General features: G+C 69.5%; 21 protein-coding genes. 12 read left to right on the top strand and 9 right to left on the bottom strand.

The window, feature by feature from the left end; genetic code table 11:
• Genes hutI through hutG form a run of 3 tightly spaced genes read left to right on the top strand, consistent with a single transcriptional unit; the run spans position 1 to position 3,568 of the window.
• A complete protein-coding gene (gene hutI, locus CJ014_RS10590; RefSeq protein WP_100080450.1) occupies positions 1–1,203 on the top strand; it encodes an imidazolonepropionase in 1,203 nt (400 codons plus the stop codon).
• Entirely contained in the window at positions 1,200–2,750 is a 1,551-nt protein-coding gene (hutH, locus tag CJ014_RS10585) for a histidine ammonia-lyase (RefSeq protein WP_100080449.1), read from the top strand. Before hutI ends, hutH begins: the two co-directional genes overlap by 4 nt.
• The gene (gene hutG / locus CJ014_RS10580; protein WP_100080448.1) at positions 2,747–3,568 is read left to right on the top strand and encodes an N-formylglutamate deformylase; all 822 of its coding nucleotides are present in this window, start codon (positions 2,747–2,749) and stop codon (positions 3,566–3,568) included. Before hutH ends, hutG begins: the two co-directional genes overlap by 4 nt.
• Before the next feature lie 4 nt (positions 3,569–3,572).
• Here hutG and CJ014_RS10575 read toward each other — a convergent pair whose 3' ends face one another.
• The 4 genes from CJ014_RS10575 to CJ014_RS10560 all read right to left on the bottom strand — a co-directional run bounded on the left by CJ014_RS10575 (position 3,573) and on the right by CJ014_RS10560 (position 10,983).
• The gene (locus CJ014_RS10575; RefSeq protein ID WP_100080447.1) at positions 3,573–4,487 is read right to left on the bottom strand and encodes a transglutaminase family protein; all 915 of its coding nucleotides are present in this window, start codon (positions 4,485–4,487) and stop codon (positions 3,573–3,575) included.
• Positions 4,484–7,000 (bottom strand): circularly permuted type 2 ATP-grasp protein, encoded by a 2,517-nt coding sequence (locus CJ014_RS10570; protein WP_245427249.1) that lies wholly within the window; start codon positions 6,998–7,000, stop codon positions 4,484–4,486. Before CJ014_RS10570 ends, CJ014_RS10575 begins: the two co-directional genes overlap by 4 nt.
• 82 nt (positions 7,001–7,082) lie before the next feature.
• The gene (locus CJ014_RS10565) at positions 7,083–10,394 is read right to left on the bottom strand and encodes a transglutaminase family protein (protein WP_100080446.1); all 3,312 of its coding nucleotides are present in this window, start codon (positions 10,392–10,394) and stop codon (positions 7,083–7,085) included.
• 106 nt (positions 10,395–10,500) lie between these two features.
• Positions 10,501–10,983, bottom strand: coding sequence for a GNAT family N-acetyltransferase (locus tag CJ014_RS10560; RefSeq protein ID WP_100080445.1), 483 nt, complete (start codon positions 10,981–10,983; stop codon positions 10,501–10,503).
• 218 nt (positions 10,984–11,201) lie between these two features.
• Here CJ014_RS10560 and CJ014_RS10555 point away from each other — a divergent pair, with 218 nt between their 5' ends.
• Positions 11,202–12,227 carry a DUF2332 domain-containing protein gene (locus CJ014_RS10555; RefSeq protein WP_100080444.1) on the top strand — a complete coding sequence of 342 codons (1,026 nt, stop codon included), beginning with the start codon at positions 11,202–11,204 and terminating at the stop codon, positions 12,225–12,227.
• 58 nt (positions 12,228–12,285) lie between these two features.
• Here the strand turns inward: CJ014_RS10555 and leuC are convergent, their stop codons facing one another.
• A complete protein-coding gene (leuC, locus tag CJ014_RS10550; protein ID WP_100080443.1) occupies positions 12,286–13,698 on the bottom strand; it encodes a 3-isopropylmalate dehydratase large subunit in 1,413 nt (470 codons plus the stop codon).
• A 296-nt stretch (positions 13,699–13,994) separates the two neighbouring features.
• Between leuC and CJ014_RS10545 the strand changes: the two genes are divergently transcribed.
• Positions 13,995–14,555 (top strand): Uma2 family endonuclease, encoded by a 561-nt coding sequence (locus tag CJ014_RS10545; protein WP_100080442.1) that lies wholly within the window; start codon positions 13,995–13,997, stop codon positions 14,553–14,555.
• A 230-nt stretch (positions 14,556–14,785) separates the two neighbouring features.
• On the opposite strand, the gene leuB is transcribed toward CJ014_RS10545, so the two are convergent.
• The 3 genes from leuB to pdxY form a co-directional block, all read right to left on the bottom strand.
• Positions 14,786–15,898, bottom strand: coding sequence for a 3-isopropylmalate dehydrogenase (gene leuB, locus CJ014_RS10540; RefSeq protein WP_100080441.1), 1,113 nt, complete (start codon positions 15,896–15,898; stop codon positions 14,786–14,788).
• 87 nt (positions 15,899–15,985) lie between these two features.
• Positions 15,986–16,672 (bottom strand): carbonic anhydrase, encoded by a 687-nt coding sequence (locus CJ014_RS10535; RefSeq protein WP_100080440.1) that lies wholly within the window; start codon positions 16,670–16,672, stop codon positions 15,986–15,988.
• 95 nt (positions 16,673–16,767) lie between these two features.
• A complete protein-coding gene (gene pdxY, locus CJ014_RS10530; protein WP_100080439.1) occupies positions 16,768–17,664 on the bottom strand; it encodes a pyridoxal kinase in 897 nt (298 codons plus the stop codon).
• A 92-nt stretch (positions 17,665–17,756) separates the two neighbouring features.
• Here pdxY and CJ014_RS10525 point away from each other — a divergent pair, with 92 nt between their 5' ends.
• The 6 genes from CJ014_RS10525 to CJ014_RS10500 all read left to right on the top strand — a co-directional run bounded on the left by CJ014_RS10525 (position 17,757) and on the right by CJ014_RS10500 (position 25,383).
• On the top strand, positions 17,757–19,991 hold the full coding sequence (locus CJ014_RS10525) for a primosomal protein N' (RefSeq protein WP_100080438.1): 2,235 nt from the start codon (positions 17,757–17,759) through the stop codon (positions 19,989–19,991).
• A gap of 331 nt (positions 19,992–20,322) precedes the next feature.
• The gene (locus tag CJ014_RS10520; protein ID WP_245427247.1) at positions 20,323–20,883 is read left to right on the top strand and encodes a F0F1 ATP synthase subunit delta; all 561 of its coding nucleotides are present in this window, start codon (positions 20,323–20,325) and stop codon (positions 20,881–20,883) included.
• Entirely contained in the window at positions 20,883–22,412 is a 1,530-nt protein-coding gene (atpA, locus tag CJ014_RS10515) for a F0F1 ATP synthase subunit alpha (RefSeq protein WP_100080436.1), read from the top strand. Before CJ014_RS10520 ends, atpA begins: the two co-directional genes overlap by 1 nt.
• 79 nt (positions 22,413–22,491) lie before the next feature.
• Positions 22,492–23,364 (top strand): F0F1 ATP synthase subunit gamma, encoded by an 873-nt coding sequence (locus CJ014_RS10510; RefSeq protein WP_100080435.1) that lies wholly within the window; start codon positions 22,492–22,494, stop codon positions 23,362–23,364.
• 27 nt (positions 23,365–23,391) lie between these two features.
• Positions 23,392–24,831, top strand: a complete 1,440-nt coding sequence (gene atpD, locus CJ014_RS10505) for a F0F1 ATP synthase subunit beta (protein ID WP_100080434.1) — start codon at positions 23,392–23,394, stop codon at positions 24,829–24,831.
• Between the two features lie 156 nt (positions 24,832–24,987).
• Positions 24,988–25,383, top strand: coding sequence for a F0F1 ATP synthase subunit epsilon (locus CJ014_RS10500; RefSeq protein ID WP_100080433.1), 396 nt, complete (start codon positions 24,988–24,990; stop codon positions 25,381–25,383).
• Positions 25,384–25,428: 45 nt separating this feature from the next.
• Here the strand turns inward: CJ014_RS10500 and CJ014_RS10495 are convergent, their stop codons facing one another.
• Positions 25,429–26,124 (bottom strand): DeoR/GlpR family DNA-binding transcription regulator, encoded by a 696-nt coding sequence (locus tag CJ014_RS10495; protein WP_207765723.1) that lies wholly within the window; start codon positions 26,122–26,124, stop codon positions 25,429–25,431.
• A 175-nt stretch (positions 26,125–26,299) separates the two neighbouring features.
• Here CJ014_RS10495 and deoC point away from each other — a divergent pair, with 175 nt between their 5' ends.
• Positions 26,300–26,953 carry a deoxyribose-phosphate aldolase gene (gene deoC / locus CJ014_RS10490; protein WP_100080431.1) on the top strand — a complete coding sequence of 218 codons (654 nt, stop codon included), beginning with the start codon at positions 26,300–26,302 and terminating at the stop codon, positions 26,951–26,953.
• The last annotated feature ends 28 nt before the right edge of the window (positions 26,954–26,981 follow it).

Here is a 26,981-nt window from a genome sequence, read left to right as displayed (position 1 = left end):
ATGGCTGCCCGCCTGTTCCGCAACGCCCGCCTCGTCACGATGGCCGATCCCGCCAGTATTGCGCCGGTGGAGTGGGCGGCGATCCTCGCCGTCAACGGCCGCATCGCCTATGCCGGTCCCGAGGCCGGCCTGCCGGCGACGGCTTCCGATGCCGAGACGATCGACCTCGAGGGACGGCTGGTGACGCCGGGCCTCATCGACTGCCACACTCACCTCGTGCACGGCGGCGACCGCGCCCACGAATTCGAGCTGCGCCTCGCCGGCGCCAGCTACGAGGAGATCGCCCGCGCCGGCGGCGGCATCGTCTCGACCGTCACGGCCACCCGGTCGGCCGGCGAGGACGGTCTTCTGGCAAGCGCCCTGCCCCGCCTCGATCACCTGATCGCCGAGGGCGTCACCACCGTCGAGGTCAAGTCCGGCTACGGCCTCGATCTCGACAGCGAGCGCGCCCAGTTGCGCGCCGCCCGCCGCCTTGCCAGCGAGCGAAAGGTGACGGTCAGCACCAGCTTCCTCGGCGCCCACGCGCTGCCGACCGAATTCCGCGACGACCGCGCCGGCTATCTGGCGCTCGTTCGCGACAACATGCTGCCGGCCATCGCCGCCGAAGGGCTGGCCGACTGCGTCGATGCCTTCTGCGAGGCGATCGCCTTCTCGCCCGACGAGGTGGACGAACTGTTCTCGGCCGCCCGCCGCCTGGGTTTCAAGGTGCGGCTGCACGCCGACCAGTTGTCCGACCTCGGCGGCGCGGCGCTCGCCGCTCGCCACGGCGCGCTGTCGGCCGATCATCTCGAGCACACCGACGAGGCGGGCGCCGCCGCCATGGCCGCCGCCGGCACCGTCGCCGTGCTGTTGCCCGGCGCCTTCTATTTCATCCGCGAGACCAGGGTGCCGCCGGTCGATCTGTTCCGCAAGCACGGCACCCGCATCGCCATCGCCACCGATTGCAACCCCGGCACCTCGCCGCTGACCTCGCCGCTGCTCGTCATGAACATGGCGGCGACGCTGTTCCGCCTGACGGTGGCCGAGTGCCTGGCCGGCATGACCATCCACGCCGCCGCCGCCCTCGGCCTTGCCGGCGAGACCGGATCGATCGAGGAAGGCAAATGGTGCGATCTCGCCGTCTGGGACGTCGAACGCCCGGCCGAACTCGTCTACCGCATGGGCTTCAACCCGCTCGCCGCCCGCTACTGGAGAGGTGAATGAAAGACACTCCGATCCTCCATCGCCTCGTGCCCGGCGAGGTGCCGCTGTCGGTCTGGCGCGCCGTCTACTTCGGCGACGGCGCGACCATCGATGCCGCCGCGCGCGGTCCGGTCGACAAGGCGGCCGCCGCCATCGAAGCGATCATCGGCAAGGGCGATCCGGTCTACGGCGTCAATACCGGCTTCGGCAAGCTCGCCTCGGTGCGCATCGACGCCGCCGACCTCGAAACGCTGCAGCGCAACATCGTGCTATCGCACGCCGCCGGCGTCGGCGAGCCGCTGCCGATAGCCGTCGTCCGGCTGATCATGGCGCTGAAGCTGGCGAGCCTCGCCCAGGGCGCCTCCGGCGTGCGCTGGGACACGCTGGTTCATCTCGGCGCCTGCCTCGAACGCGGCCTGATCCCGGTCATTCCCGGCCAGGGTTCGGTCGGCGCTTCCGGCGACCTCGCGCCGCTCGCCCACATGACGGCGGCGCTGATGGGCGTCGGCCAGGTGTTCGTCGACGGACGGCCGGTCGACGCCGCCGCGGCGCTGGAAGCGAACGGCCTCAAGCCGCTCGTCCTCGGCCCCAAGGAAGGGCTGGCGCTGCTCAACGGCACCCAGGTGTCGACGGCGCTGGCGCTGGCCGGCCTGTTCGAGGCCGAGCGCGTGTTTCAGGCGGCGCTGGTCACCGGCGCGCTCTCCGTCGATGCCGCCATGGGCTCCGACGGTCCGTTCGATCCGCGCATCCATGTCCTGCGCCGCCACAAGGGCCAGATCGACGTCGCGGCCAGCCTGCGCGCCCTGCTGTCGGGTTCGGCCATCCGCGCCTCGCATCTCGACGACCACGGCCGCGTGCAGGACCCCTACTGCCTGCGCTGCCAGCCGCAGGTGATGGGCGCCTGCCTCGACCTACTGCGCCAGGCGGCGGCCACGCTGAGCGACGAGGCCAACGGCGTTTCCGACAATCCGCTGGTGTTCACCGACACCGGCGAGGTGATCTCCGGCGGCAACTTCCACGCCGAGCCGGTGGCATTCGCCGCCGACATCATCGCCCTCGCCCTCTGCGAGATCGGCTCGCTGGCCGAGCGGCGCGTCGCCATGCTGGTCGATCCGGCGCTCAGCGGCCTGCCGGCCTTCCTGACGCCGAAGCCCGGCCTCAACTCCGGCTTCATGATCCCGCAGGTGACGGCGGCCGCCCTCGTCTCGGAAAACAAGCAGATGGCCCATCCGGCCTCGGTCGATTCCATCCCGACATCGGCCAACCAGGAAGACCACGTCTCGATGGCCGCCCATGGCGCCCGCCGCCTCCGGGGCATGGCGAGCAATGCCGCCCACGTCATCGGCATCGAATATCTCGCCGCCGCCCAGGGCATCGGCTTCCACGCGCCGCTCGGCACCTCGACGCCGCTCACCGCCGCGATTCACCTGCTGCGCGCCGACGTGCCGCCGCTTGCCGACGACCGGCATTTCGCGCCGGACATCGAGGCGGCCACCCGCCTCGTCACCTCCGGCCGGCTCGCCGCCGTCCTCGGCAACGACCTCCTGCCGGCGCTGGTGCAGGCATGAGCGGCGCGGCGGACCCGGTCATCCGGCACGGCGCGGCGCCGCTCGTCCTTTCCCTGCCGCATGTCGGCACGGCGATTCCCGAGGACATCGAGACGCGGCTCGTCTCGCCCTGGCTGGCCCGCAAGGACGCCGACTGGTGGATCGGCGAGCTCTACGCCTTCGCGGCGGACCTCGATGCCACCATCGTCCGCGCCCACTGGTCGCGCACGGTGATCGACCTCAACCGCGATCCGACCGGCGTCTCGCTCTATCCGGGGCAGGCCACCACCGGCCTCTGCCCCGTTGAAACCTTCGACGGCGAAGCGCTCTATCATCAGGGCGAGGAGCCGGACGCCAAGGAGATCGAGGCGCGCATCGACACCTTCTACCGGCCTTACCACAAGGCTTTGGCGGACGAAATTAGCCGGCTACGTAACCTACATGAGCGCATCGTCGTCTACGACTGCCATTCCATCCGTTCCGCCATTCCCAGATTATTTGCCGGCAAACTACCCGTCTTCAACCTCGGCACCAACAGCGGCGCGTCGGCCGATCCGGCGCTGATGGCGCGCGTCGCCGACATCATCGCCGCCTCCGGCCGCAGCCATGTGGTCGACGGTCGCTTCAAGGGCGGCTACATCACCCGCCACTACGGCCGGCCGGAGAACGGCGTCCACGCGTTGCAGATGGAGCTCGCCTGCCGCGGCTATATCCGCGAGCCCATGGGAGCAGTCACCGAAGCCGATTGGCCGGTCGCCTTCGATGCGGACTTCGCCGCGCCGACACGCGGGACGCTCCGGGCCGTGCTCGCCGCCTGCCTCGATTTCGCGAAGGGATGAGACCTCACTCCACCGCCCGGAGCAGCCTCTTTCCGGGCGGACCGGACAGGGGAATGACGTCGACCGCCACCGTCAGGCTGTGGGCGCCGGACGCCACGATGACGCCGTCGAGCGGCGACACGTCGGAATAGTCGCGGCCGATGGCCAGGATGAGGTGGTCCTCGCCGGCCGCTATGCCGTTGGTGGGATCGAGCCCCACCCAGCCGGCCTCGTCGCCGCACCACACCTCCACCCAGGCATGCGTGGCGTCGGCGCCTTCGAGCCGCTGCTTGCCCGGCGGCGGTTCGGTGCGGAGATAGCCGGAGACGTAGCGGGCCGGCAGCGCGAGCCCCCTGAGGCCGGCGATCATCACGTGGGCGAAATCCTGGCAGACGCCCTTACGGGCGATGAAGGCGTCGGACGGGCTGGTGTCGGCATCGGTGGCGCCGGGCACGTAGGCGAAATCGGCCTTGATCCGCTTCATGAGATCGATGGCGCCGTCGAGCACCGGCCGCCGCGCCGGAAAGGACAGCGCCGCGTAGCGGCTGACGGCCGTGTCGAGCGGCACCGACGGCGACGGAAAGAGGCCGTGCACCGGGGAATCGGCGCCGGGGTCGCCGCTCGCCGCCGCCAAGGCCCGCACCTCCTCGGCGGGGGGCGTCAGCGCGGCGAGATAGGGTTCGGCCGGCGCCACCTCCACCTCGGCTTCGAGGCGGACCAGCAATTCGTCGTGCGGCCGGTCGAGGGCGAAATGACAGAGGCGGTTGCCGAAGAAATCGGTGGTCTCCCGCCGCTCGGCCGGGACGGGCGCGATGAAAAGCATCGCCTGCCGCACCGTCTGTCCCCTGCGGTCCACCGGCAGCAGGCGGGCGACGTGGCTCGAATAGGGGACCTCCGCCGTGTAGACGTAGCGGGTTTCCTGGCTGAGCTCGTAGATCATTCGAGCTCCTCCGGCCGCGCCTCGCTGGGGCGCTGGGTGAAGAAGCGGTCGGTGACGAGGCCGGACAGCCGCAGCAGCCGGCCGGTGATCCGGTCGATGTCGCGCGTGTCGATCTTCTCGGCGGCGGTATTGGCGAGGCGGGCGTCGAGCTTGCGGGCAAGGCGCAGCAGTTCCACCGGCCGGCCGTCGAGCCGGGTGGCCGGCAGCGCCTCGAGATGCTCGACGATGCGCGCCGTCTGGAAGGCGATGGAGCGCGGATTGGCGTCGTCGAGCATCAGAAGGTCGATCACCGGCAGCGGCGCCGGCCGCATGACGTAGCGCCAGCGGTAGGTGATCTGGCTATCGCCCGCCTCGAGCGCCAGGTCGAGCGCCTCGGTCGACGGCGCATCGAGGGCGAAGCGGCGGACGACGGCCGCCGTGGCGAGCCCCCGCTCGATGCGCCGGCCGAGGTCGAGGAAGCGCCAGCCCATGGCCCGGTTCATGTTCTCGGCGGCGAGACCGGCGAAGGCGGCGATGCGGCGAAGGCCGTGGTTGACCTCGTCGAGCATCTGGGCCGGCGTCAGCCGCTGCCGGCCGATGGTCTCGAACAGGACGGCGATCTCGGTCACCGCCCGGAAGGCGTCCGGCGCCAGCCGGTCGCGGATGGCCGAACCGGCGGCGCGCGCCGCGCCGGTCAGCGCCGGCAGGCCGGAAGGCGAGGCCGGATCGCTGAGGGCGGCGGCGACGAGGTCGATCGGCGAGCCCTCGCGCTCGGCCTCGATGGTGCCGATGAAGCGCAGGTGCTCGATCAGCAGCCGGACGATCGGCTGGTCGGCATCGCCGCCGGCCTCCACCAGCCGGTTGATCAGCGCCCGCAGGAGGCGCAGCGTCCCTTCCGCCCGTTCGAGATAGCGGGCCAGCCAGTAGAGATTGTCGGCCGAGCGCGACGGCAGCGTGCCGGTGGAGCGGCGGATGGCGACGCGGTCCGGCTGCGGCAGCAGGGAAGTCTGCTTGACGGGGGCATCGGACAGCACCCAGACGTCGGCCGTCTCCGCCCCCTGCTGCATCGACACGAGATGGGCGTCGTTCGCCCCGGAGATGCGGCAGAAGCCGCCGGGCAGCACCGTCCAGTCGCGGTCGCCGACCGCCGCCACGAACAGGCGCAGCACGAAGGGCTTGGGCTTGAGACGGCCGCCGTCCCACACCGGCATGGTGGAGAGACCGACGTTCTCCTGGCCGACCACGTCGAGGCCGCGCGTCTCGATCAACGCCCGCGCCACCTGCCGCTCGCTTTCGCTCATCGCCGCGCCGAGCTTGCTCCAGAAGGGAAGCCCCGGCAGCGGCCCGGAAAAGGCGGAGGCGATGGCCATCCTGTCGAAGCCGTCCAGCACCGCCCGGCGTTCGCTCTCCTGTCCGCACCACCAGGTGGCGAGGTTGGGCAGCGTCAGCTCCTCGCCGAGCAGATGCCGGCAGAGCGCCGGCATGAAGCCCATCAGCGCCCGCGATTCGGCGACGCCGGAGCCGAGCGCGTTGGTGACGTCGACGCGGCCGGCCCGCACCGCCTGCACGAGGCCCGGCACGCCGAGCGCCGAAGCGGTGCGCAGCTCCAGGGGATCGGCGAAATCGCCGTCGAGGCGCCGCCACAGCGCGTCGATGCGCTTGAGGCCGGACACGGTGCGCACGTAGACCGCATCGCCGCGCACCGTCAGGTCGCCGCCCTCCACCAGCAGGAAGCCGAGGTAGCGGGCGAGATAGGCGTGCTCGAAATAGGTCTCGTTGAGGCGGCCGGGGGTGAGCAGGCCGACCCGCGCATCGGCGCCGGCGTTGAGGGCGGCGAGGTCGTCGCGGAACGCCTGGAAGAACGGCGCGAGCCGCTCGACGTTGAGGCCGCGCGCCACCTCCGGCAGCGCCCGCGTCACCGCCAGGCGGTTTTCCAGCGCGTAGCCGGCGCCCGACGGCGCCTGCGCCCGATCGCTGAGCACCCACCAGCGGCCGTCCGGCCCCCGGCCGAGGTCGACGGCGAAGAAGCGCAGGAAGCGGCCGCCCTTAGGCTCGACGCCGACCAGCGGCCGCAGGAAATCCGGGCTGCCGGCGATGGCGGCGGCCGGCAGGATGCCGTCGCGGGCGAGCCGGCCCGCACCGTAGACGTCGGCGAGCAGCGCCTCGGCGAGGCGGGCGCGCTGGACGGCGCCGGCCGACAGCGCCGCCCATTCCGACTGCGAGACGAGAAGCGGCACCGGCGTCAGCGGCCACGGCCGCTCGGCGCCGGCCGGATCGTCGTAGACGCGGAAGAACACGCCGGAGTTCCTGAGCTGCTGCTCGGCGCCGGCGAAGGCCTCGCGCACCCCCTCCTCGCCGAGCTCGGCGAGCCGCCTGAGAAAGGCCGGCCAGGGGCCACGCAGCGTGCCGTCCGGCGCCATCATCTCGTCGTAGGTCCCGGCGAGCGGCCAATAGCCCCGCGTCAGCAGGCCAAGTCCGGCATCAGGCCCGGCGGTCTGTCCGGCGGCGATCGGATCTGGCTGGAGCTGGCTCATCGGGTTTCCGAAGTGGACGGCGAGACTACGAGTTAAGCAGACCGGCGCGGCATCGCCAAGATGCTCGCCGGCCGGCATCCGTTCAGACGCCCGGCGGCCGCCGCAGGTCGAGCGTCGTCGGGAATTCGCCGGGCACCTCCTCGGCCGGCAGGTCCACCGTCCCCTGCGAATGGCCGAAATCCTGGAAGCGGGCGAGCCGCCGCGCCTCGGCCTCGTAGGCGTTGACCGGGAAGGTCTCGTAGTTGCGGCCGCCGGGATGGGCGACGAAATAGGTGGCGCCGCCGAGCGAGCGCTTCGACCAGCGGTCGACGATCTCGAAGGTCAGCGGTGCGTTGACCGGCAGCGCCGGATGGATGCCGTTCGCCGGCTGCCAGGCCTTGAAGCGGACGCCGCCGACATGGCTGCCGTTGCGGCCGGTGGCGGCGAGCGGCACGCGCCGGCCGTTGCAGGCCAGCACGTGGCGGGCCGGATCGAAGCCGGAGACGCGCGCCTGCAGCCGTTCGACCGAGCTGTCGACGAAGCGCACGGTGCCGCCGATCGCCCCCTGCTCGCCGGTGACGTGCCAGGGTTCGAGCGCGCCCCGGAGTTCCAGCGACACGCCCTGCCGGCTGACGGTGCCGAAATAGGGAAAGCGGAACTCGCGCTGGGCGTCGTACCAGACCGGCTCCATCGGATAGCCGGCCCGGTCGAGGTCGGCGATCACTTCCAGGAAGTCCTGCCAGACGAAATGCTCCAGCATGAAGCGGTCGAACAGCGCCGTGCCGTGGCGCGTGAAGCTGCCCTCGAGCGGTTCCTTCCAGAACCAGGCGATCAAAGCGCGCAGCAGGAGTTGCTGGGCGAGCGACATGCGGGCGTCCGGCGGCATCTCGAAGGAGCGGAACTCGACGAGACCCAGCCGCCCCGTCGGCCCATCCGGCGAGAACAGCTTGTCGATGCAGATTTCCGAGCGATGGGTATTGCCGGTGACGTCGGTCAGAAGGTTGCGGAACAGCCGGTCGACCAGCCAGGGCAAGGGCGCCGGTCCCTCGCCGGGCGCCGGCACCTGGGCGAGCGCGATCTCCAGCTCGTAGAGGGCATCCTGCCGCGCCTCGTCGACGCGCGGCGCCTGGCTGGTCGGGCCGATGAACAGGCCTGAGAACAGGTAGCTGAGCGACGGATGCCGCTGCCAGTAGAGGACGAGGCTTTTCAGAAGATCGGGCCGGCGCAGGAACGGGCTGTCGGCCGGGCTTGCGCCGCCGACCACCACGTGGTTGCCGCCGCCGGTGCCGGTGTGGCGGCCGTCGATCATGAACTTGTCGGTGCCGAGGCGGGAGAGCCGCGCCTCCTCGTAGACGGCCGAGGTGATGGCGACGCAATCCCGCCAGCCGGCGGCCGGATGGATGTTGACCTCGATGACGCCGGGGTCGGGCGCCACGCGGATGACGTTGAGGCGCGGATCGTGCGGCGGCGCATAGCCCTCGATGTGGACCGGCAGGCCGAGATCCTCGGCCGTGGATTCGACGGCGGCCAGCAGTTCCAGATAGTCGTCGGCGCCGGCCATCGGCGGCATGAACACGCAGAGCCGGCCGTCCCTCGGCTCGACGCTCAGCGCCGTGCGCACCGCGCCGCCATCGGCCATCCACTGGGCGACGCGCGGATCGTTGGGCGCCGGCTCGCGCGAATGCTCGTAGACGCGCGAAAGTTCGTCCGGGTCCGGCAGGTCGGGCAGCTCGCCCATCAGGTCGCGGTCGACGTGGAACGGATAGGCGGCCGGCGGCACCCACGGCAGCGAGGCGAGCGGCAGGCGGAAGCCGGCCGGCGAATCGCCGGGGATCAGGTAGAGCTTGCCGCGCCGGAAACTCCAGACTTCCGACAGCCAGTTGGCGCCCGCCGCTCCCTGCCAGTGCTGCACCGGCAGCACGTAGGCGCTGGGCGCGCCGAGGCCCCGTTCGAACACCCGGGCGATGCGCGCCCGCGCCTCCGGATCGTCGAGCTTGCTGTCCTCGGCGCTGACATTGTCCGGCAGTTCCGCTTCCTTCAGGATCCAATGGGCCGGATCCTCGTAGGCGGCAACGGCGCAGCGGCCGGGCACGCCGAGCCGGCGGGCGACGCCGCGGGCCAGCGCGCAGGCCGCCTCGGCGTCGGCCGGCGCCGGCTGGCGCTCGGGCGCCACGAGGTCGAGGTTGCGCCAGATCGGCTTGCCGTCCTTGCGCCAGTAGAGCGAGAAGGTCCAGCGCGGCAGGCTTTCGCCCGGATACCATTTGCCCTGGCCGTAATGCAGGAAGCCGCCCGGCGCGAAACAGGCGGCGAGGCGGCGAATCAGCTCGTCGGCAAGGCCCCGCTTGGTCGGACCGACGGCGGCGGTGTTCCACTCGTCGGACTGATAGTCGTCGATGGCAACGAAGGTCGGCTCGCCACCCATGGTGAGACGGACGTCGCCGGCCTGGAGATCGGCGTCCACCGCTTCGCCCAGCCGGTCGAGCCGCGCCCAGGCCTCGTCCGAGAACGGCCAGGTGACGCGCGGCCGCTCGTCGATGCGGGCGATCTTCATGTCGAAGAAGAACTCGGTCCTGGTGTCGGGCGGCGCGCTGTAGGAGCCGACGATCGGCGCCGCCGAGCGATAATGCGGCGTGGCGGCGAGCGGAATATGGCTTTCGCCGGTCAGAAGACCCGAGGTGGGATCGAGGCCGATCCAGCCGGCGCCGGGGATGTAGACCTCCGCCCAGGCGTGCAGGTCGGTGAAGTCGACCTCGGTGCCCGACGGGCCGTCCAGCGCCTTGACGTCGGGCTTGAGCTGGATGAGGTAGCCGGAGACGAAGCGGGCGGCGAGGCCGAGCCGGCGGAGCAATTGCACCAGCAGCCAGCCGCTGTCGCGGCAGGAGCCGGCGCGCCGCGACAGCGTCTCCTCCGGGCTTTGCACGCCCGGTTCCAGGCGGATCTCGTAGGCGACATGCCGGTGCAGCGCCTGGTTCACCGCCACGACGAAATCGGTGGTCTGGGTGCGCTCCCGCGGGATCGTCGTGAGGTAGGCCTCGAACAGCCCGCCCTCTCCCTCGCATTCGAGGAAGGGCGCCAGATCCTTGGCGAGCTCCGGCGCGTAGGTGAACGGCCAATGCTCGGCATACTCTTCGATGAAGAAGTCGAACGGGTTGTAGACCGCCATTTCGGCGAGCAGGTCGACGCTGACGGAGAATTCGGCGGCCGGCTCGGGGAAGACGAAGCGGGCCAGCCAGTTGCCGTGCGGGTCCTGCTGCCAGTTGACGAAGTGGTTCTCCGGCGTGACCTTCAGCGCATAGGCCGGCACGGCGGTGCGGCTGTGCGGGGCCGGCCTGAGGCGCACCACCTGGGGAGACAGAACCACCGGCTTGTCATAGACATAGCGGGTGACATGCGTCAGCTTGGTCAGGACGGCCATCATCTCTCCCTGCGATCGCGTCGGGCGCGACCGCATTTAAGGGCGAAACGCCCATCCGGGAAAGCCCTGAGCTTGGGCGGCGCCTGCTTGCTTTATGGGCAGACCGTCAGGACTTGCGCGACAGCGGGTCGATGATGATGTCGTAGAGCCTGGAGGTCGACGGCGCGGCGATCTCTTCATAGAGCGCAGTGTCGGTGGGCAGGCCGGTGGCGGCGGCGTCGACCGGCGGCGGCACCACCCAGCGCAGGCGGTCCCAGCCGCGGCTCTGGCCCTCGATCTTCAGAACGTCGACGAACTTGCGGCCGATGCCGCGGTTGCGGAAGGCAGGCAGGACGTAGATATCCTCGAGATGGCCGACCCGGTGGCCGGACATGGTATCGGGCAGGTCGAAGAACACGGCGAAGCCGACCAGCTCTTCATCGACGAAGGCGCCCAGCACTTCCGTCGCCGGATCGACGGCGAGCAGTTCGGCATAATATTCGTCCGGGCGGCGCGGCGCTCCGCGCTTCATTGCCTGGGCATAGGCGGCGATGATCGGCGCCAGCTTGTGGGCATCCGCCTGGGTGACAGCGGCAATCGTCAGCGACATGATCAAAAGTCCCCCGGAAAAGCGATACTTACGCACCTGCATTACTTGCCCCATGCGGCTGGCTTGGGCAAGGCTGAGACGGACGGGAGGAACGTTTTTTGAACCGGAAGCCGGCAACCGCCCCTCACACCGGCTTGACGGCGGGCGGGCTGGTCATCGGGCGCCGCCATCGTTATCGTCGCGGCCGGAATCGGGAAAACGCCGGGGGACAAGCCGCAATGAGCGACATCTTCGACCATTTCCGCCGTCAGGCCGAGGCCTGCCGCGCCATGGGCTCGCCGTTCACCGCCCGCCTCGCCGACCTCGCGCCGCGCTTCGTCGACCGGACGACGCTGACCGGCCGCCGCGTCATCGCCTGGAACGGCCACGCCGGCGAGGACGCGGTGCCGCTGCGCCTGTTCGGCGGCCTGCACCGGCTGGTGCTGACCGGCCGCGACGCCGGACTGGCGGCCGTCTATCCGCCGGCCGAGGCGTCCGACGAGGCGATCGCCGCCGCCGTGGGCGCCGCCGTCGCCCAGCACGACCATGAGCTCCACGACATCCTGATGAGCCCGCCGCAGACCAACGAGGTCGGCCGCTCGGCCATGCTGCTGCCCGGCTTCCTGTGGCTTGCCCGCCGCTTCGGGCCGAAGCTCGACATTCTGGAGATCGGCGCCAGCGCCGGCCTCAACCTTCACTGGGACGACTACGCCTATCGCTACGGAGACACCCGCTGGGGCAATCCGAAGGCGCCGATCGAGCTGTCTCCCGACTGCGACGCGCCTCCGCCCCTCGACGGCGCGGTCGAGGTGGTGCACCGCGGGGCCTGCGACCTGTCGCCCCTCGATCCGACCAACCCCGAGCATCGGACGCGCCTTCTCTCCTACGTCTGGGCCGACCAGGCCGAGCGCAAGGCGCGCCTCGTCGCCGCCCTCGACCATGCCGCCGCCCGGCCCGAGCGAGTGGAAGCGGCCGACGCGGCGGAGTTCCTCGCCCGCGAACTGGCCGCGCCGCCGACCGACGGGGCGCTGCGCGTCGTGGTGCATTCGATCTTCTGGCAATATCTCGCCGACCCGGCGCGCCTCGGCATCCAGACGGCGATGCTGAGGGCGGCCGAGGCGGCGCCGCTCGCCTGGCTGCGGCTCGAGGCGGACGGCCGCACCCCCGGCGCCGGCCTTCTCGTCACGCTGTTCCCCTCCGGCGAGCACCATGTCCTCGCCCGCGGCGACTTCCATGGCCGCTGGCTGCGCTGGCTCGGCGAATAGCAAAGAAAAAGCCGGGGCGATGGCCCCGGCCCGATATTTTGCCGCGAGAGCGCCGTCTTCACTTCCAGTCGCGGATATCCACGAAGTGGCCGGCGATCGCCGCGGCCGCCGCCATGGCCGGCGACACCAGGTGGGTGCGGCCCATGTAGCCCTGCCGGCCCTCGAAGTTGCGGTTCGAGGTGGAGGCGCAGCGCTCGCCGGGCGCCAGCTTGTCGGGGTTCATGGCAAGGCACATCGAACAGCCCGGCTCGCGCCACTCGAAGCCCGCCTCGATGAACACCTTGTCGAGGCCTTCGGCTTCCGCCTGTTCCTTGACGAGGCCGGAGCCCGGCACGACCATGGCGAGCTTGATCGACGGCGCCACCTTGCGGCCCTGGGCCACGGCGGCGGCGGCCCTGAGGTCCTCGATGCGGCCGTTGGTGCAGGAGCCGACGAACACCTTGTCGAGGGCGATGTCGGTCATCTTCTGGCCGGGCTTGAGGCCCATGTAGTCGAGCGCCCGCCACTTGGACACGCGCTTCACCTCGTCGGCGATGGCGTCCGGGTCGGGCACCGCGCCGGTGACCGACACGACGTCCTCCGGGCTGGTGCCCCAGGTGACGATCGGCGGCAGGCTGGCCGCGTCGAGCGTCACCACCTTGTCGAAATGGGCGCCCTCGTCGGTATAGAGCGTCTGCCAGTAGGCCTTGGCGCGTTCGAGCGCCTCGCCCGTCGGCGCCTTCGGCCGGCCGGCGATATAGGCGTAGGTCGTCTCGTCCGGCGCGATCAGGCCGGCGCGGGCGCCGCCCTCGATCGACATGTTGCAGACGGTCATGCGGCCTTCCATCGAAAGGGCGCGGATCGCCTCGCCGGCATATTCGATGACGTGGCCGGTGCCACCGGCCGTGCCGATCTCGCCGATGATCGCCAGCACGATGTCCTTGGCGGTGACGCCGGCCGGCGCCTTGCCGTCGACGCGCACCAGCATGTTCCTGGCCTTCTTCTGGATCAGCGTCTGGGTGGCGAGCACGTGCTCCACCTCGGAGGTGCCGATGCCGTGGGCGAGCGCGCCGAAGGCGCCGTGCGTCGAGGTATGGCTGTCGCCGCAGACGATGGTCATGCCGGGCAGCGTGAAGCCCTGCTCGGGGCCGACCACGTGGACGACGCCCTGCCGCCGGTCGAGCTCGTTGTAATACTCGACGCCGAATTCAGCGGCGTTGATGGCAAGCTGGGCGACCTGATCACGGCTCTCGGGATCCTCGATGCCCTTGGTGCGGTCGGTAGTCGGCACGTTGTGGTCGACGACGGCCAGCGTCTTGCCCGGCTGGTGCACCTTGCGGCCGGCGGTCCTCAGGCCCTCGAAGGCCTGCGGGCTGGTCACCTCGTGCACGAGGTGGCGGTCGATGTAGAGCAGCGAAGTGCCGTCGGCCTGCGTCTCGACCACGTGGTCGTCGAAGATCTTGTCATAGAGGGTGCGGGGCTTGGCGGTCATGATGGTCGGACTTTCGATTCCGTGAATTGGGCGCAAGTCGGCCCGGAAAGCGATGAAAAAGGGAAAAGCGCCGATGGCGCCGGCAGGGCATCCGTCAGAGTCGGCCGTCGCCGATCTGCCGCGCCAGAAACCGCCAGGGCAGACGCGCGTGATCGTGGGCCGGGAAGTAGTCGGCCGACGTCGGCAGGTGCGTGTGCTGCGGCTTCGCTTTCATAGAAACGCTCTATACTGAAAAACCGGCCCGCCGACAATCGCCGTTGTGATAGCATTGCGGCCAAGCGAGAGGACCAGCCATCATGACCCGGCTTGCCGAAACCCCGATGAGCGTCGAAGAATTCCTGCGCTGGCAGGAGACGCAGGAGGAGCGTCATGAGCTGGTGGACGGCCGGCCACGACTGATGACCGGCGGCACGCGTGCCCATCGTCTCATATCCAGAAATGTCCTGACCTTCCTTCATGGCGCCCTGCGCGGCAAACCCGGTCAGCCAATGGACGAGTTTGCCGTCGTGACGGCAGCCGGAAACATTCGCTATCCCGACGTTCTTGTCGACTGTGGCAAAGGACAACTTGGAGACCATCTTGCCACTGGGCCGACCGTCGTCATCGAGGTGGCGTCGCCGACTTCGCTTACCACCGACTATCTTCAGAAACCGCGCGACTACGCCTCCGTTCCGACCATCTCCACCTATGTCATCCTGAATCAGGACATCATGCGGGCGGCGGTGCTGCGCCGGGCGGGGAGCGAACTCGTCCTCGAGGGCGAAGCAATGGGTCGCCATGGCCTCGTCGACCTGCCGGAAATCGGCGTGCGCCTGTCGCTTGCCGATGTCTACGAGGGCCTGGATCTCAAGGAATAGACTCCAAAAGGAAAGCGCCCAGCCTCGGGGGAAGGCTGGGCGCGGCGCTAGGGATCAGCGCGGGCCGGGAGGGGAACCCGGCCGACGGTCACCGCCGCTGGCGAGACGGGGGGCAGTGCCTGGTGGGCGGTGCCGTCATGATCATGATTTGGTGCGGCACCACCCGAAAACAAGAGCCGCGGAGTTAACAACCCCGTGAGCGCCTCCGCGATCGCCGAAAGTCGAATGCCTCAGCCAAGGAGCGCCTTGAATTCGCCGAGGATGGCGGCCCCCATGGCGCGCGTGTCGACCGTGGCCTCGCCCTTCTGGGCGATGTCCCTGGTGCGGAGACCCTTGCCGAGCACGCGGGCGATCGCTTCGTCGAGCTTGCCGGCGAGATCGATCAGGCCGAAGGAATAGCGCAGCGCCATGCCGAAGGAGGCGATCATGGCGATCGGGTTGGCTGCGCCGGTGCCGGCGATGTCCGGCGCCGAGCCGTGGACGGGCTCGTAGAGCGCCTTGCGCTTGCCGGTGGCCGTATCAGGCGCGCCGAGCGAAGCCGACGGCAGCATGCCGAGCGAACCGGTCAGCATGGCGCCGATGTCCGACAGCACGTCGCCGAACAGGTTGTCGGTCAGGATGACGTCGAACTGCTTGGGCCAGCGGACAAGCTGCATGGCGCAATTGTCGGCGAGGATGTGGTCGAGCTTGACGTCGGCATATTCTTCCTTGCCGATCTTGGTCACCACCTGGTTCCACAGCACGCCCGACTTCATGACGTTGCGCTTCTCGGCCGACGAGACGCGGCCGTTGCGCGCCTTGGCGAGGTCGAAGGCGACGCGGGCGATGCGCTCGATCTCGTGGGTGGTGTAAACCTGCGTGTCGACGGCGCGCTTCTCGCCGTTCTCCAGCGTGACGATTTCCTTCGGCTCGCCGAAATAGACGCCGCCGGTCAGCTCGCGGACGATCAGGATGTCGAGGCCTTCCACCACCTCGCGCTTCAGCGACGAGGCGTCGGCCAGCGCCGGATAGCAGATGGCCGGACGCAGGTTGGCGAACAGGCCGAGGTCCTTCCTGAGGCGCAGGAGGCCGGCTTCCGGCCGGCAGTCATAGGGCACGCTGTCCCACTTGGGGCCGCCGACGGCGCCGAACAGCACCGCGTCGGCGGCGAGCGCCTTGGCCATGTCGGCTTCCGAGATGGCGGCGCCGTGGGCGTCGTAGGCCGAACCGCCGACCAGGCCGCGATCGAGCGAGAAGTCGGTGAGGCCCTTGCCGTTCAGGAAGGCGATGATCGTCTCGACCTCGGCCATGATTTCCGGGCCGATGCCGTCGCCGGGCAGCAGGAACAGCGAATTCTTTGCCATCGTCGCATCCTCGAACTTGAAAACGGGGCGTCCGGCCTCGTCCGGCCAAACATCGGCCGTTAGCCGTAATCGCCTTGCCGCCAAGGTTCAAGGGGCAAGCGTACCGGAGAGGACGGTGAAGCCGCCGCTGTCGCGGTCGAGCACGTGCAGCTCGCCTTCGGCGACGTCGAACCAGGCGCCATGCAGCGCCAGCGCGCCCGCCTCGACCCGGCTGCGGACGAAGGGATAGAGGAGGAGATTGCCGAGCGACGCCTTGACCGCCTCGTGTTCGAGGGCGGTGTAGCGCAGGCCGGGCGTGATGGAGTGGTCGCAACGCACCCGCTCGGTGGTCTCGTCCAGCACCGACACCCACTTGCCGATGAAGTCGGTCGGCGTCAGCGGATCGCGCGTATCGAGAGCCGCCGCGATGCCGCCGCAGCGGCCATGCCCCATCACCACGATGTGGCGGACGGCGAGCGCCACCACCGCGAATTCGAGGGCCGCCGACGTGCCGTGCGTCTCGCCGTCCGGCGTGTAGGGCGGCACGATGTTGGCGACGTTGCGGACGACGAAGATCTCGCCCGGCCCGGCGTCGAAGATCACCTCCGGCGACACGCGGCTGTCCGAGCAGCCGATGATCATGATCTGCGGCTTCTGTCCCTCGGCCGCCAGCCGCTTGTAGCGCTCGTTCTCGCTCGGATATCGACCGTCCCGGAAGGCCTCGTAGCCGGTCGTCAGGCGCCCCGGAAAGGAGGCGGGCAGCTTCGGGCGAAGGGAGGATTTCGGTTCGGTCATCGATGATCATCCGGCTGGAGCGGCAGGGTGGCGGGCAGGTCCCCGCCGCGGCGTTTATACGAAGGTCTACTTATGGGCGTCAATCGTCGCCGCCTTCACGACGCCTCGATCCCCGAGGGCCGCGCGGGCCGTCGCGGGGTGGCGAGGCGGCGGATGTCGACCATGGCCATCGGCCGGACCAGCGCTTCCTGCTCGTCCACCAGCTCCAGCTCGCGCCCGCCCGCTTTCACCGACCGGACGATCACCTCGAAGGTCGAGGCCGAAGCGGCGGCCAGCGCCGCCTCGTCGGAAGCGCCGCCGATCAGCCGCGACAGCAGCAGCGCCGCGAACAGATCGCCGGTGCCGTTGGGCGCACGCTCGACCAACTGGTTCTCGGCGACGATGGTCTCGCCGGCGGTGACCAGCGCCGCCGCGATCTTGCCGGCCATCAGCGCCGGCGCCGAGGTGACGACCACGCGCTTCGGCCCCAGCGCCCGCGCGGCCGCGGCAACCTCGGTCAGGGTTTCGACCGGCCGGCCGGTCAGCCAGCCGAGCTCGAAGCGGTTGGGCGTCGCGATGTCGGCGATGGCGACGAGCCGGTCGCGCTGGGCCACGGCGACCGGTTCGGGCACATAAAGGCCGCCGGCGCCGCCGGCGCCTATGTCGCCGATCACCGGGTCGGCGAGATGCAGCGCCCGCGGGTTGGCCGCCCGGACGGCGGCGACCAGCGCGGCGGCGGCGTCCGCCTGCCCGGCCGAGCCGAGATAGCCGGTGATGATACCGCCCACCTCGGGGAGCCAGGGCGCGCGGGCGAGGTCGGCGCACAGCGCCGCGAAATCCGCTTCCGGCAGGGCCATCCGGTGGGCGCGGCCGTGGCCAGGATGCCAGGGCAGGACGACCGTCGGCAGCGTCCAGACGCGGTGGCCGAGCCGCTCCAGCGCAAAGGCGGCGCGGGCGCCCACCGATCCGCGGGCGACGAAGGAGGAGAGAACGATGACGGCGGGACGGCTCATGGTCGGCGGCTTTTCCGGATGGATGGCGGCTTGGCGAGGCGGCGGCCCTCCGTTTAGCCTATGATCGTTCCCCATACATCCCGAATCAGCCGATGCCGACCGAAAAACCCGCCCCCTCGCTCCACGACCTGTTCGGAGAGGCCGCCCCCCGCCCGGCGGCCGGCGGCGAAGTGGTGCAGGTGCTCACCCCGGTCGGTCTCGATCTCTCCTATTCCTACCGCGTGCCGCACGGCATGGAGGTGCGGCCGGGATCGATCGTCCAGGTGCCGCTCGGCCCGCGCAGGATGGTGGGCGTCGTCACCGCCGAGCCGGCCGAGCTGTCGGCGTCGTCGAACCGGCTCCGTCCCATCGAGGCGGTCTTCAACGCGCCGCCGCTGACGCCGGAGATGCTCGCCTTCGTCGACTGGGTCGCCCGCTACACGCTGACGCCGCGCGGCATGGTGATGCGCATGGTGCTGCGCGCGCCGGATGCGCTGGAACCGGAGCCGCCCCTGCGCGGCCTCGTCGCGACCAGCGCGCCGCCCGAGCGCCTCACCGACGCCCGGCGCCGCGTGCTGGCCTTGCTCGCCGAGAACGAGGGCCAGGCCTGGACGCGCGCCGGCCTCGCGGCGGCGGCCGGCGTCTCTCCATCGGTCGTCGAGGGACTGGTGACCGCCGGCACGCTCGCCGAAATCGAGCTGACGCCCGGCCGGCCGTTCCGGGCGCCCGATCCCGACTTCAACCCCATCGCGCTGACGCCCGACCAGTCGGCGGCCGTCGCCAGGCTGCGCGAAGCGCAGGACGACGGCGTGACGCTGATCGACGGCGTCACCGGCTCCGGCAAGACCGAGGTCTACCTCGAGGCGGTGGCCGACGCGCTCCGGGCCGGCCGGCAGGCGCTGATCCTAGTGCCGGAGATCGCGCTCACCCGCGCCTTCCTCGAACGCTTCTCCGAGCGCTTCGGTGCGCTGCCGGCCGAATGGCACTCCGACGTCGGCCCGAAGATGCGCGCCCGCACCTGGCGCGCCGTGGCGCTCGGCGAGGCGCGCGTGGTGGTCGGCGCCCGCTCGGCGCTGTTCCTGCCCTTCTCCGATCTCGGCCTGATCGTCGTCGACGAGGAGCACGACGGCGCCTACAAGCAGGAGGAATGGGCGAGCTACCACGCCCGCGACATGGCGGTGGTGCGCGGCCGGCTCGAAAGGATCCCGGTCATCCTCGCCTCGGCGACGCCGTCGCTGGAAAGCCGCGTCAACGCGGCGCGCGGCCGCTACCGGCACATCGTGCTGCCGGCCCGCGCCACCGGCCGCGATCTGCCCAGCCTCTACGCCATCGACATGCGCAAGGCCGGTCCGCCGCGCGGCCGCTTCCTGGCGCCCGGCCTGGTCGCCGCCATCCGCGAGGTGACGGCGCGCGGCGAGCAGGCCATGCTGTTCCTCAACCGGCGCGGCTATGCGCCGCTCACCCTCTGCCGCTCCTGCGGCCACCGCTTCCAGTGCCCGCAATGCTCGGCCTGGCTGGTCGAGCACCGCTTCCGGGGCCGGCTCGTCTGCCATCATTGCGGCCATTCGGTGCCGCGGCCGGAGGCCTGCCCGTCCTGCGGCACGCTCGACAGCCTCGTCGCCTGCGGCCCCGGTGTCGAGCGCATCGCCGAGGAGATGCAGACGCTCCTGCCCGACAAGCGGACCGTCGTGCTGTCCTCGGACATCGGCGGCGGCGTCCAGCGCCTCCGCGCCGAGTTCGAGGCGGTGGCCAGGGGCGAGTGCGACATCGTCGTCGGCACGCAGATGGTGGCCAAGGGCCACACCTTCCCCAAGCTGACGCTGGTCGGCGTGGTCGACGCCGACCTCAGCCTGTCCCAGGGCGACCCGCGCGCCGCCGAGCGCACCTTCCAGTTGCTCGCCCAGGTCACCGGCCGCGCCGGCCGGGTGATCGGCAAGGGCCTCGGCCTGCTGCAGACCTACGCGCCGGAAAGTCCGGTGATCGAGGCGCTGGTCTCCGGCGACGCCGAGCGCTTCTATCGCACCGAGCTGGCCGAGCGCGAGCGGTCGGTCATGCCGCCCTTCGGCCGCTTGGCGGCGATCCTGGTGTCCGGACCGAGCCGCGAACTGGCCGAGGATCACGCCCGCCACCTCGCCCGCACGGCGCCGCGCGATCCGGCGGTCGAGGTGCTCGGCCCGGCCGAGGCGGCGCTCGCCGTGGTACGCGGCCGCCACCGCTTCCGCCTGATCGCCCATTCGGGCCGCGACACCGACCTCTCCGCCTACATGCGCGCCTGGATCGCCGCCGCCGACCGGCCGACGCGCGGCGTCGAAGCCTATGTCGACGTCGATCCGCAGAATTTCTTGTGAAGACCGGCAAGAGGTGTAAAGTCACTCCATAGGAGTATCGTCACTTCCTTGGAATGGGTCGAATGTCACCTAAAACGATAAACCATTCGACTTTAGGATAAGCGTTTCTTAAGGAGATGTCCCAAGCGGCCAAATACCTAAGGATATCCGCGCAAAAACCGAATTCCTGAATCCAGTGAACGCGTTGCGTGAGGGAAACTCCTGTGGTAGACGGTGCCAAGTTCGCTGCGGGGCCGTGCGCCGTGCCGCTGTCGTGTGCTATTTTGCGAATATCTTCAAAGCGTTCAAACGGGTGAACCTTTGATGGTTCGCACCGATGAGGGGTTGTTACGTGAGCGAAGCGGAAACGATGGTCTTCGGGGTCGCCGAACGGTATGCCACGGCCCTGTTCGAGTTGGCGAGCGAGACCGGCGAACTCGAAATCGTCGAGGCGGACATCGCCCGTTTCGAGACCCTTCGCCACGAAAGCGCCGACCTTCGCCGCCTGATGAAATCGCTGGTCTTCACCACCGAGGACCAGCTCAAGGCCATCAGCGCCGTCGTCGAGGCCGCCGGTCTCGGCCGCACGGTGAGCAATTTCGTCAAGCTGGTCGCCGCCAACAACCGCCTTTCGAATTTGCCCGACATGTTCCGCCGCTTCCGTCAGCTGCTCGCCGACCGGCGCGGCGAGGTGACCGCCGGCATCGTTTCGGCAATTCCCCTTTCCGATGGCCAGCTCGCCGACATCAAGGGCGCGCTGGCCGACATATCCGGCAAGTCGGTTCATGTTGAACTCGACGTCGACCCGTCGCTGATCGGCGGCCTCGTCGTCAAGCTCGGCTCGCGCATGATCGACACGTCGCTCAAAACGAAACTCGACGCACTCAAGATTGCATTGAAAGAGGTCGGCTGATGGATATCCGCGCCGCGGAAATTTCCGCAATCCTCAAGGAGCAGATCAAGAACTTCGGCCGCAATGCCGAGGTATCCGAGGTCGGCCAGGTTCTCTCCGTCGGTGACGGCATCGCCCGCGTCTACGGCCTCGACAACGTCCAGGCGGGCGAGATGGTCGAGTTCCCCGGCGGCATCCGCGGCATGGCGCTCAACCTCGAAAGCGACAACGTCGGCGTCGTCATCTTCGGCTCCGACCGCGACATCAAGGAAGGCGACACGGTCAAGCGCACCGGCGCCATCGTCGACGTGCCGATCGGCCGCGGCCTGCTCGGCCGCGTCGTCGACGCCCTCGGCAACCCGATCGACGGCAAGGGCCCGGTCGAGTACGAGACGCGCGCCCGCGTCGACGTCAAGGCGCCCGGCATCATCCCGCGCAAGTCGGTGCACGAGCCGATGTCGACCGGCCTCAAGGCGATCGACGCGATGATCCCGATCGGCCGCGGCCAGCGCGAGCTGGTGATCGGCGACCGCCAGACCGGCAAGACCGCCATCATCCTCGACACCTTCCTCAATCAGAAGTCCCTGCACGAGGGCGACGACGAGAAGCACAAGCTCTACTGCGTCTACGTCGCCGTCGGCCAGAAGCGCTCCACCGTCGCCCAGTTCGTCAAGAAGCTCGAGGACGCCGGCGCGCTCAAGTATTCGATCGTCGTCGCCGCCACCGCCTCCGATCCGGCGCCGATGCAGTACATCGCCCCCTTCGCCGGCTGCGCCATGGGCGAGTATTTCCGCGACAACGGCATGCACGCGCTGATCGCCTACGACGACCTGACCAAGCAGGCCGTCGCCTACCGCCAGATGTCGCTGCTCCTGCGCCGTCCGCCGGGACGCGAGGCCTTCCCCGGCGACGTGTTCTACCTGCACTCCCGCCTCCTGGAGCGCGCCGCCAAGCTCAACGACGACAACGGCGCCGGTTCGCTCACCGCCCTGCCGGTCATCGAGACGCAGGCCAATGACGTGTCGGCCTATATCCCGACCAACGTCATCTCGATCACCGACGGCCAGATCTTCCTGGAGACCTCGCTGTTCTACCAGGGCATCCGCCCGGCGGTGAACGTCGGCCTATCGGTGTCGCGCGTCGGCTCGTCGGCCCAGATCAAGGCGATGAAGCAGGTCGCCGGCACCATCAAGGGCGAGCTCGCCCAGTATCGCGAGATGGCCGCCTTCGCCCAGTTCGGCTCCGACCTCGACGCCTCCACCCAGCGGCTGCTCAACCGCGGCGCCCGCCTCACCGAGCTCCTGAAGCAGCCGCAGTTCTCGCCGCTGAAGACCCAGGAGGAGGTGGCGGTGATCTTCGCCGGCGTCTCCGGCTTCCTCGATCCGCTGCCGCTCAGCAAGGTGCGCCCCTTCGAGGAAGGGCTGCTGCGCTATCTGCGCGAGAAGCACGCCGACATCCTCGAACGCATCTGGGCCGAGAAGCAGCTCTCCGACGAATTGCGCGGCAAGCTCCACGAGGCGATCACCAACTTCGCCAGGACCTTCGCCTGACGCCAACGCCGGATGAACCGGGGAGGGCGACGGCCGCCCTCCTCTCCCGCGCCCCGATGCCCGCCGGGCAGGAGCCGATATGGCCAGCTTGAAAGAACTCAAGAACCGCATCGCTTCGGTGAAGGCGACGCAGAAGATCACCAAGGCGATGCAGATGGTCGCCGCGGCGAAGCTGCGCCGCGCGCAGGAGGCAGCGATCGCCGCCCGTCCCTACGCGCGCCGGCTCGGCCTGGTGGTCGCCAATCTCGCCGGCGCCATGGCCGGCCGCGACGATGCGCCGCGCCTGCTGGCCGGCACCGGCCGCGACGACGTGCATCTCCTCGTGGTCTGCACCGCCGAACGCGGCCTCTGCGGCGGCTTCAACTCGTCGATCGTCCGCCTGGCGCGCGAGCACATCGCCTCCCTGCTCGCCGCCGGCAAGACCGTGAAGATCCTCACCGTCGGCAAGAAGGGCGCCGACGCCCTGAAGCGCGAGCACGGCGAGCGCATCATCGACCGGATCGAGCTGCGCGGCGTCAAGTCGGTCGGCTTCGACATCGCCGTCGATCTCGGCAAGCGCATCGTCGAGCTCTACGACGCCGGCGAGTTCGACGTCTGCACGCTGTTCTATTCGGAATTCAAGTCGGTCATCCAGCAGATCCCCACCGCCAAGCAGTTGCTGCCGGTCAAGGTCGACGCCCCCGCGGCGGCTTCGGAGACCGACTACGAGTTCGAGCCCGACGAGGCCGAGATCCTCGAGACCCTGCTGCCGCGCTACATCTCCGTCACGCTGTTCTCCGCCCTGCTGGAGAACGCCGCCGGCGAGATGGGCGCCAAGATGAGCGCCATGGACAACGCGACGCGCAACGCCGGCGAGATGATCGACCGCCTGTCGATCACCTACAACCGCACGCGCCAGGCCAAGATCACCACCGAACTCGTTGAAATCATTTCGGGCGCCGAGGCGCTCTGACCGCAACTTCGATCAAGGACCACATCGATGGCTGAAACGCATATCGGACGGATCACCCAGGTCATCGGCGCCGTCGTCGACGTCAAGTTCGACGAACACCTGCCGGCGATCCTGAACGCGCTCGAGACGAAGAACGGCGGCCACCGCCTGGTGCTCGAGGTTGCCCAGCACCTCGGCGAGAACACCGTCCGCACCATCGCCATGGACACCACGGAAGGCCTGGTGCGCGGTCAGGAAGTGGTCGACACCGGGTCGCCGATTTCGGTGCCGGTCGGCGACGGCTGCCTCGGCCGCATCATGAACGTCATCGGCGAGCCGGTCGACGAGGTCGGTCCGATCGTCGGCGAGACCAAGCGCGCCATCCACCAGGAAGCGCCCGATTACACCGACCAGTCGACGGAAGCCGAAATCCTGGTCACCGGCATCAAGGTGGTCGACCTGCTCGCCCCCTACGCCCGCGGCGGCAAGATCGGCCTGTTCGGCGGCGCCGGCGTCGGCAAGACGGTGCTGATCCAGGAGTTGATCAACAACGTCGCCAAGGCGCACGGCGGCTACTCGGTGTTCGCCGGCGTCGGCGAGCGCACCCGCGAGGGCAACGACCTCTACCACGAGATGATCGAATCGGGCGTCAACAAGGACCCGCGCGAGCATGGCGGCTCGACCGAGGGCTCCAAGTGCGCCCTGGTCTACGGCCAGATGAACGAGCCGCCGGGCGCCCGCGCCCGCGTCGCGCTGGCCGGCCTCACCGTCGCCGAGCATTTCCGCGACAAGGGGCAGGACGTGCTGTTCTTCGTCGACAACATCTTCCGCTTCACCCAGGCCGGCTCGGAAGTGTCGGCCCTCTTGGGCCGCATTCCCTCGGCGGTGGGCTACCAGCCGACGCTGGCCACCGACATGGGCGCCATGCAGGAGCGCATCACCACCACCAACAAGGGCTCGATCACCTCGGTGCAGGCGATCTACGTGCCGGCCGACGACCTGACCGACCCGGCGCCGGCCACCTCGTTCGCCCACCTCGACGCGACGACGGTGCTCAACCGCGCCATCTCCGAGAAGGGCATCTACCCGGCCGTCGATCCGCTCGATTCCACCTCGCGCATGCTCGACCCGCAGATCGTCGGCGAGGAGCACTACGCCGTCGCCCGCCAAGTGCAGCAGATCCTGCAGAAGTACAAGGGCCTGCAGGACATCATCGCCATCCTCGGCATGGACGAGCTCTCCGAGGAAGACAAGCTGACGGTGGCGCGCGCCCGCAAGATCGAGCGCTTCCTGAGCCAGCCCTTCCACGTCGCCGAAGTGTTCACCGGCGCGCCCGGCAAGCTCGTCGCCCTCGAGGACACCATCAAGGGCTTCAAGGGCCTCTGCGAGGGCCTCTACGACCACCTGCCGGAAGCAGCCTTCTACATGGTCGGCACCATCGACGACGCCGTCGAGAAGGCCCAGCGCCTCGCCGCCCAGGCGGCCTGATCGCCATCGGACCGGGCGGCGCCCCGCCGCCCCGCCCCGCCGGTGCCATCGCCCCGGCCGAGAGACATTGACCGGCCTTGATGGCCGCCGGGGCAATTGCCGGAAGCAAGACCGCTTTCACCCGGAATTGCCGGAAAACACCGTGGGGAGCGCCGGATGGCAACCTTCAAGTTCGAGCTCGTCAGCCCCGAGCGCCTGATTCTCTCGGTCGACGCCGATCAGGTGGACCTGCCCGGCAGCGAGGGCGACTTCGGCGTGCTCGCCGGCCACGCGCCCTTCCTCACCACGCTGAAGACCGGCATCGTCACCGTCAAGGCCGGCGGTCTTTCCAGCCGCATCTACGTGCGCGGCGGCTTCGCCGACGTCAACGCCGCCGGTCTCAGCGTGCTGGCCGAAAAGGCGGTGCCGGAAAGCGAATTCGATCCGGCCGTCGCGGCCTCCGAGCTGGCCATTGCCGAGACGGTTCTCGCCGAGGCCAGGACCGAGGAGGCCAAGGATCAGGCCATCGCCGCCCTCGACGAGGTGAAGACCGCCGTCGCGGCGCTCGCCTGATCGCTGCAACGTTTCGAGCATCACCTCGCCGGCCACGGCTCGCCATCACTCGGTGATGATCTCGTCGAACTGGTCGGTGGTCGCGAAGAAGGCCGGCTTGATCTTCTCGAGCTTGCTCGAATCGATCACCACATAGCTCAATCCGGCGCGGGCCAGCACCGCCTGCTTGATCGGCACTTCGTGGAAGTTGGAGCAGGTGGCGCCGTGCTGCGAATGCAGGCCGCCGGCCGACAGGAAGGCCTTGCTGATCCCGAGCCGCTCCACCGTCCGAAGCGCCTCGTCGCCGGAAAACGTCTGCGACGAAGCGTGGAACAGGCCGCCCAGCAGGATCAGGTTGGTGTTCGGCCGCTTCATGACGCGCTCGGCGACGTTCATGGCATAGGTGATGACGGTCAGCTTGCCGGTCACCGGCAGGTACTCGGTCATCCGCGGCGTGGTGGTTCCGCAATCGATGAAAATCGTGTCGTCCGGCTCGACGAGGCGTGCCGCCTTGCGGCAGGCGAGCTCCTTCGCCTCGGCATGGGTATCGGCCTCCGCGTCGAGGCGATAGGTGGTGGTGCGCTCGCCGCCGGCCGGCAGGATGTAGCCGCCGAGATAATTGAACAGGTGCGGCGCCGAGGCGAGGTCCCGCCGCACGGTCATTTCCGATACGCCGAGGTGGCCGGCCGCATCGCTGAGATGCAGCACGCCCGCTTCCCGCAATCGGTCCTCGAGGCGCCCCAGGCGCTCGGCCTTCTTCACGAATTGCTCCCGCCGGTCACGGCTTTTCAATCCACCTTTCCCCTTGACTCGTCAAGGCCGGTATGAAACCTTCCAAACAAATCTTGTTAAAATCATAACATGACGGCCGGAGGGAGGCCCGGAAGTGGAAGAATCAAAACATAAATCCGCCAGGAATTCGCAAGCTCTTGCCGGCATGATCGATCACACCATCCTGAAGCCCGAAGCGACCAGGGCGGAGGTCGCCCGCCTCTGCGACGAGGCGATCGCCCACGGCTTCGCCTCGGTCTGCGTCAACGCCGTGCACGCCGGCTTCGTGGCCGGGCGCCTCGAGGGCAGCAAGGTCAGGACCTGCGTCGTCGTCGGCTTCCCGCTCGGCGCCTCGGGCGCCGCCGCCAAGGCCGACGAGGCGGTGTGCGCCATCGCCGACGGCGCCGACGAGATCGACATGGTGATCGACGTCGGCGCCTTGCGCGAGGGCGACCTCGACCGGTTCCGCGCCGATATCGCCGCCGTGCGGCAGGCGACGGCCGGCAAGGTTCTGAAGGTGATCATCGAGACCTGCCTGCTCGACGACGCCCAGAAGGAGACGGCCTGCCGGGCGGCCAAGGAGCTCGGCGCCGATTTCGTGAAGACCTCCACCGGCTTCTCGAGCGGTGGCGCGACGGTTGAGGACATCGCGCTGATGCGTCGGGTGGTCGGTCCGGAGATGGGAGTGAAGGCTTCCGGCGGTGTTCGCACCGCCGAGAATGCGTGGGCCATGGTGGAAGCCGGCGCCACGCGCATAGGTGCCAGCGCCAGTATCGCCATCGTCGGCGGCGCCGGCAAGGGAGGCCCCGCCGGATACTGACGGGCCTTGAACAATCGTTCTCTTGGGA

Source organism: Pleomorphomonas carboxyditropha (assembly GCF_002770725.1).
GTDB classification, from domain to species: domain Bacteria; phylum Pseudomonadota; class Alphaproteobacteria; order Rhizobiales; family Pleomorphomonadaceae; genus Pleomorphomonas; species Pleomorphomonas carboxyditropha.
Note: the sequence above shows the minus strand (reverse complement) of the source record. Positions and strands in the feature narration are given on the sequence as shown.

What these genes read in the sequence shown, in the direction of transcription:
- hutI (WP_100080450.1), top strand. Translation starts at nt 1, where the DNA reads ATGGCTGCCCGCCTGTTCCGCAACGCCCGCCTCGTCACGATGGCCGAT.
- hutH (WP_100080449.1), top strand. Translation starts at nt 1,200, where the DNA reads ATGAAAGACACTCCGATCCTCCATCGCCTCGTGCCCGGCGAGGTGCCG.
- hutG (WP_100080448.1), top strand. Translation starts at nt 2,747, where the DNA reads ATGAGCGGCGCGGCGGACCCGGTCATCCGGCACGGCGCGGCGCCGCTC.
- CJ014_RS10575 (WP_100080447.1), bottom strand. Translation starts at nt 4,487, where the DNA reads ATGATCTACGAGCTCAGCCAGGAAACCCGCTACGTCTACACGGCGGAG.
- CJ014_RS10570 (WP_245427249.1), bottom strand. Translation starts at nt 7,000, where the DNA reads ATGAGCCAGCTCCAGCCAGATCCGATCGCCGCCGGACAGACCGCCGGG.
- CJ014_RS10565 (WP_100080446.1), bottom strand. Translation starts at nt 10,394, where the DNA reads ATGGCCGTCCTGACCAAGCTGACGCATGTCACCCGCTATGTCTATGAC.
- CJ014_RS10560 (WP_100080445.1), bottom strand. Translation starts at nt 10,983, where the DNA reads ATGTCGCTGACGATTGCCGCTGTCACCCAGGCGGATGCCCACAAGCTG.
- CJ014_RS10555 (WP_100080444.1), top strand. Translation starts at nt 11,202, where the DNA reads ATGAGCGACATCTTCGACCATTTCCGCCGTCAGGCCGAGGCCTGCCGC.
- leuC (WP_100080443.1), bottom strand. Translation starts at nt 13,698, where the DNA reads ATGACCGCCAAGCCCCGCACCCTCTATGACAAGATCTTCGACGACCAC.
- CJ014_RS10545 (WP_100080442.1), top strand. Translation starts at nt 13,995, where the DNA reads ATGACCCGGCTTGCCGAAACCCCGATGAGCGTCGAAGAATTCCTGCGC.
- leuB (WP_100080441.1), bottom strand. Translation starts at nt 15,898, where the DNA reads ATGGCAAAGAATTCGCTGTTCCTGCTGCCCGGCGACGGCATCGGCCCG.
- CJ014_RS10535 (WP_100080440.1), bottom strand. Translation starts at nt 16,672, where the DNA reads ATGACCGAACCGAAATCCTCCCTTCGCCCGAAGCTGCCCGCCTCCTTT.
- pdxY (WP_100080439.1), bottom strand. Translation starts at nt 17,664, where the DNA reads ATGAGCCGTCCCGCCGTCATCGTTCTCTCCTCCTTCGTCGCCCGCGGA.
- CJ014_RS10525 (WP_100080438.1), top strand. Translation starts at nt 17,757, where the DNA reads ATGCCGACCGAAAAACCCGCCCCCTCGCTCCACGACCTGTTCGGAGAG.
- atpA (WP_100080436.1), top strand. Translation starts at nt 20,883, where the DNA reads ATGGATATCCGCGCCGCGGAAATTTCCGCAATCCTCAAGGAGCAGATC.
- CJ014_RS10510 (WP_100080435.1), top strand. Translation starts at nt 22,492, where the DNA reads ATGGCCAGCTTGAAAGAACTCAAGAACCGCATCGCTTCGGTGAAGGCG.
- atpD (WP_100080434.1), top strand. Translation starts at nt 23,392, where the DNA reads ATGGCTGAAACGCATATCGGACGGATCACCCAGGTCATCGGCGCCGTC.
- CJ014_RS10500 (WP_100080433.1), top strand. Translation starts at nt 24,988, where the DNA reads ATGGCAACCTTCAAGTTCGAGCTCGTCAGCCCCGAGCGCCTGATTCTC.
- deoC (WP_100080431.1), top strand. Translation starts at nt 26,300, where the DNA reads ATGATCGATCACACCATCCTGAAGCCCGAAGCGACCAGGGCGGAGGTC.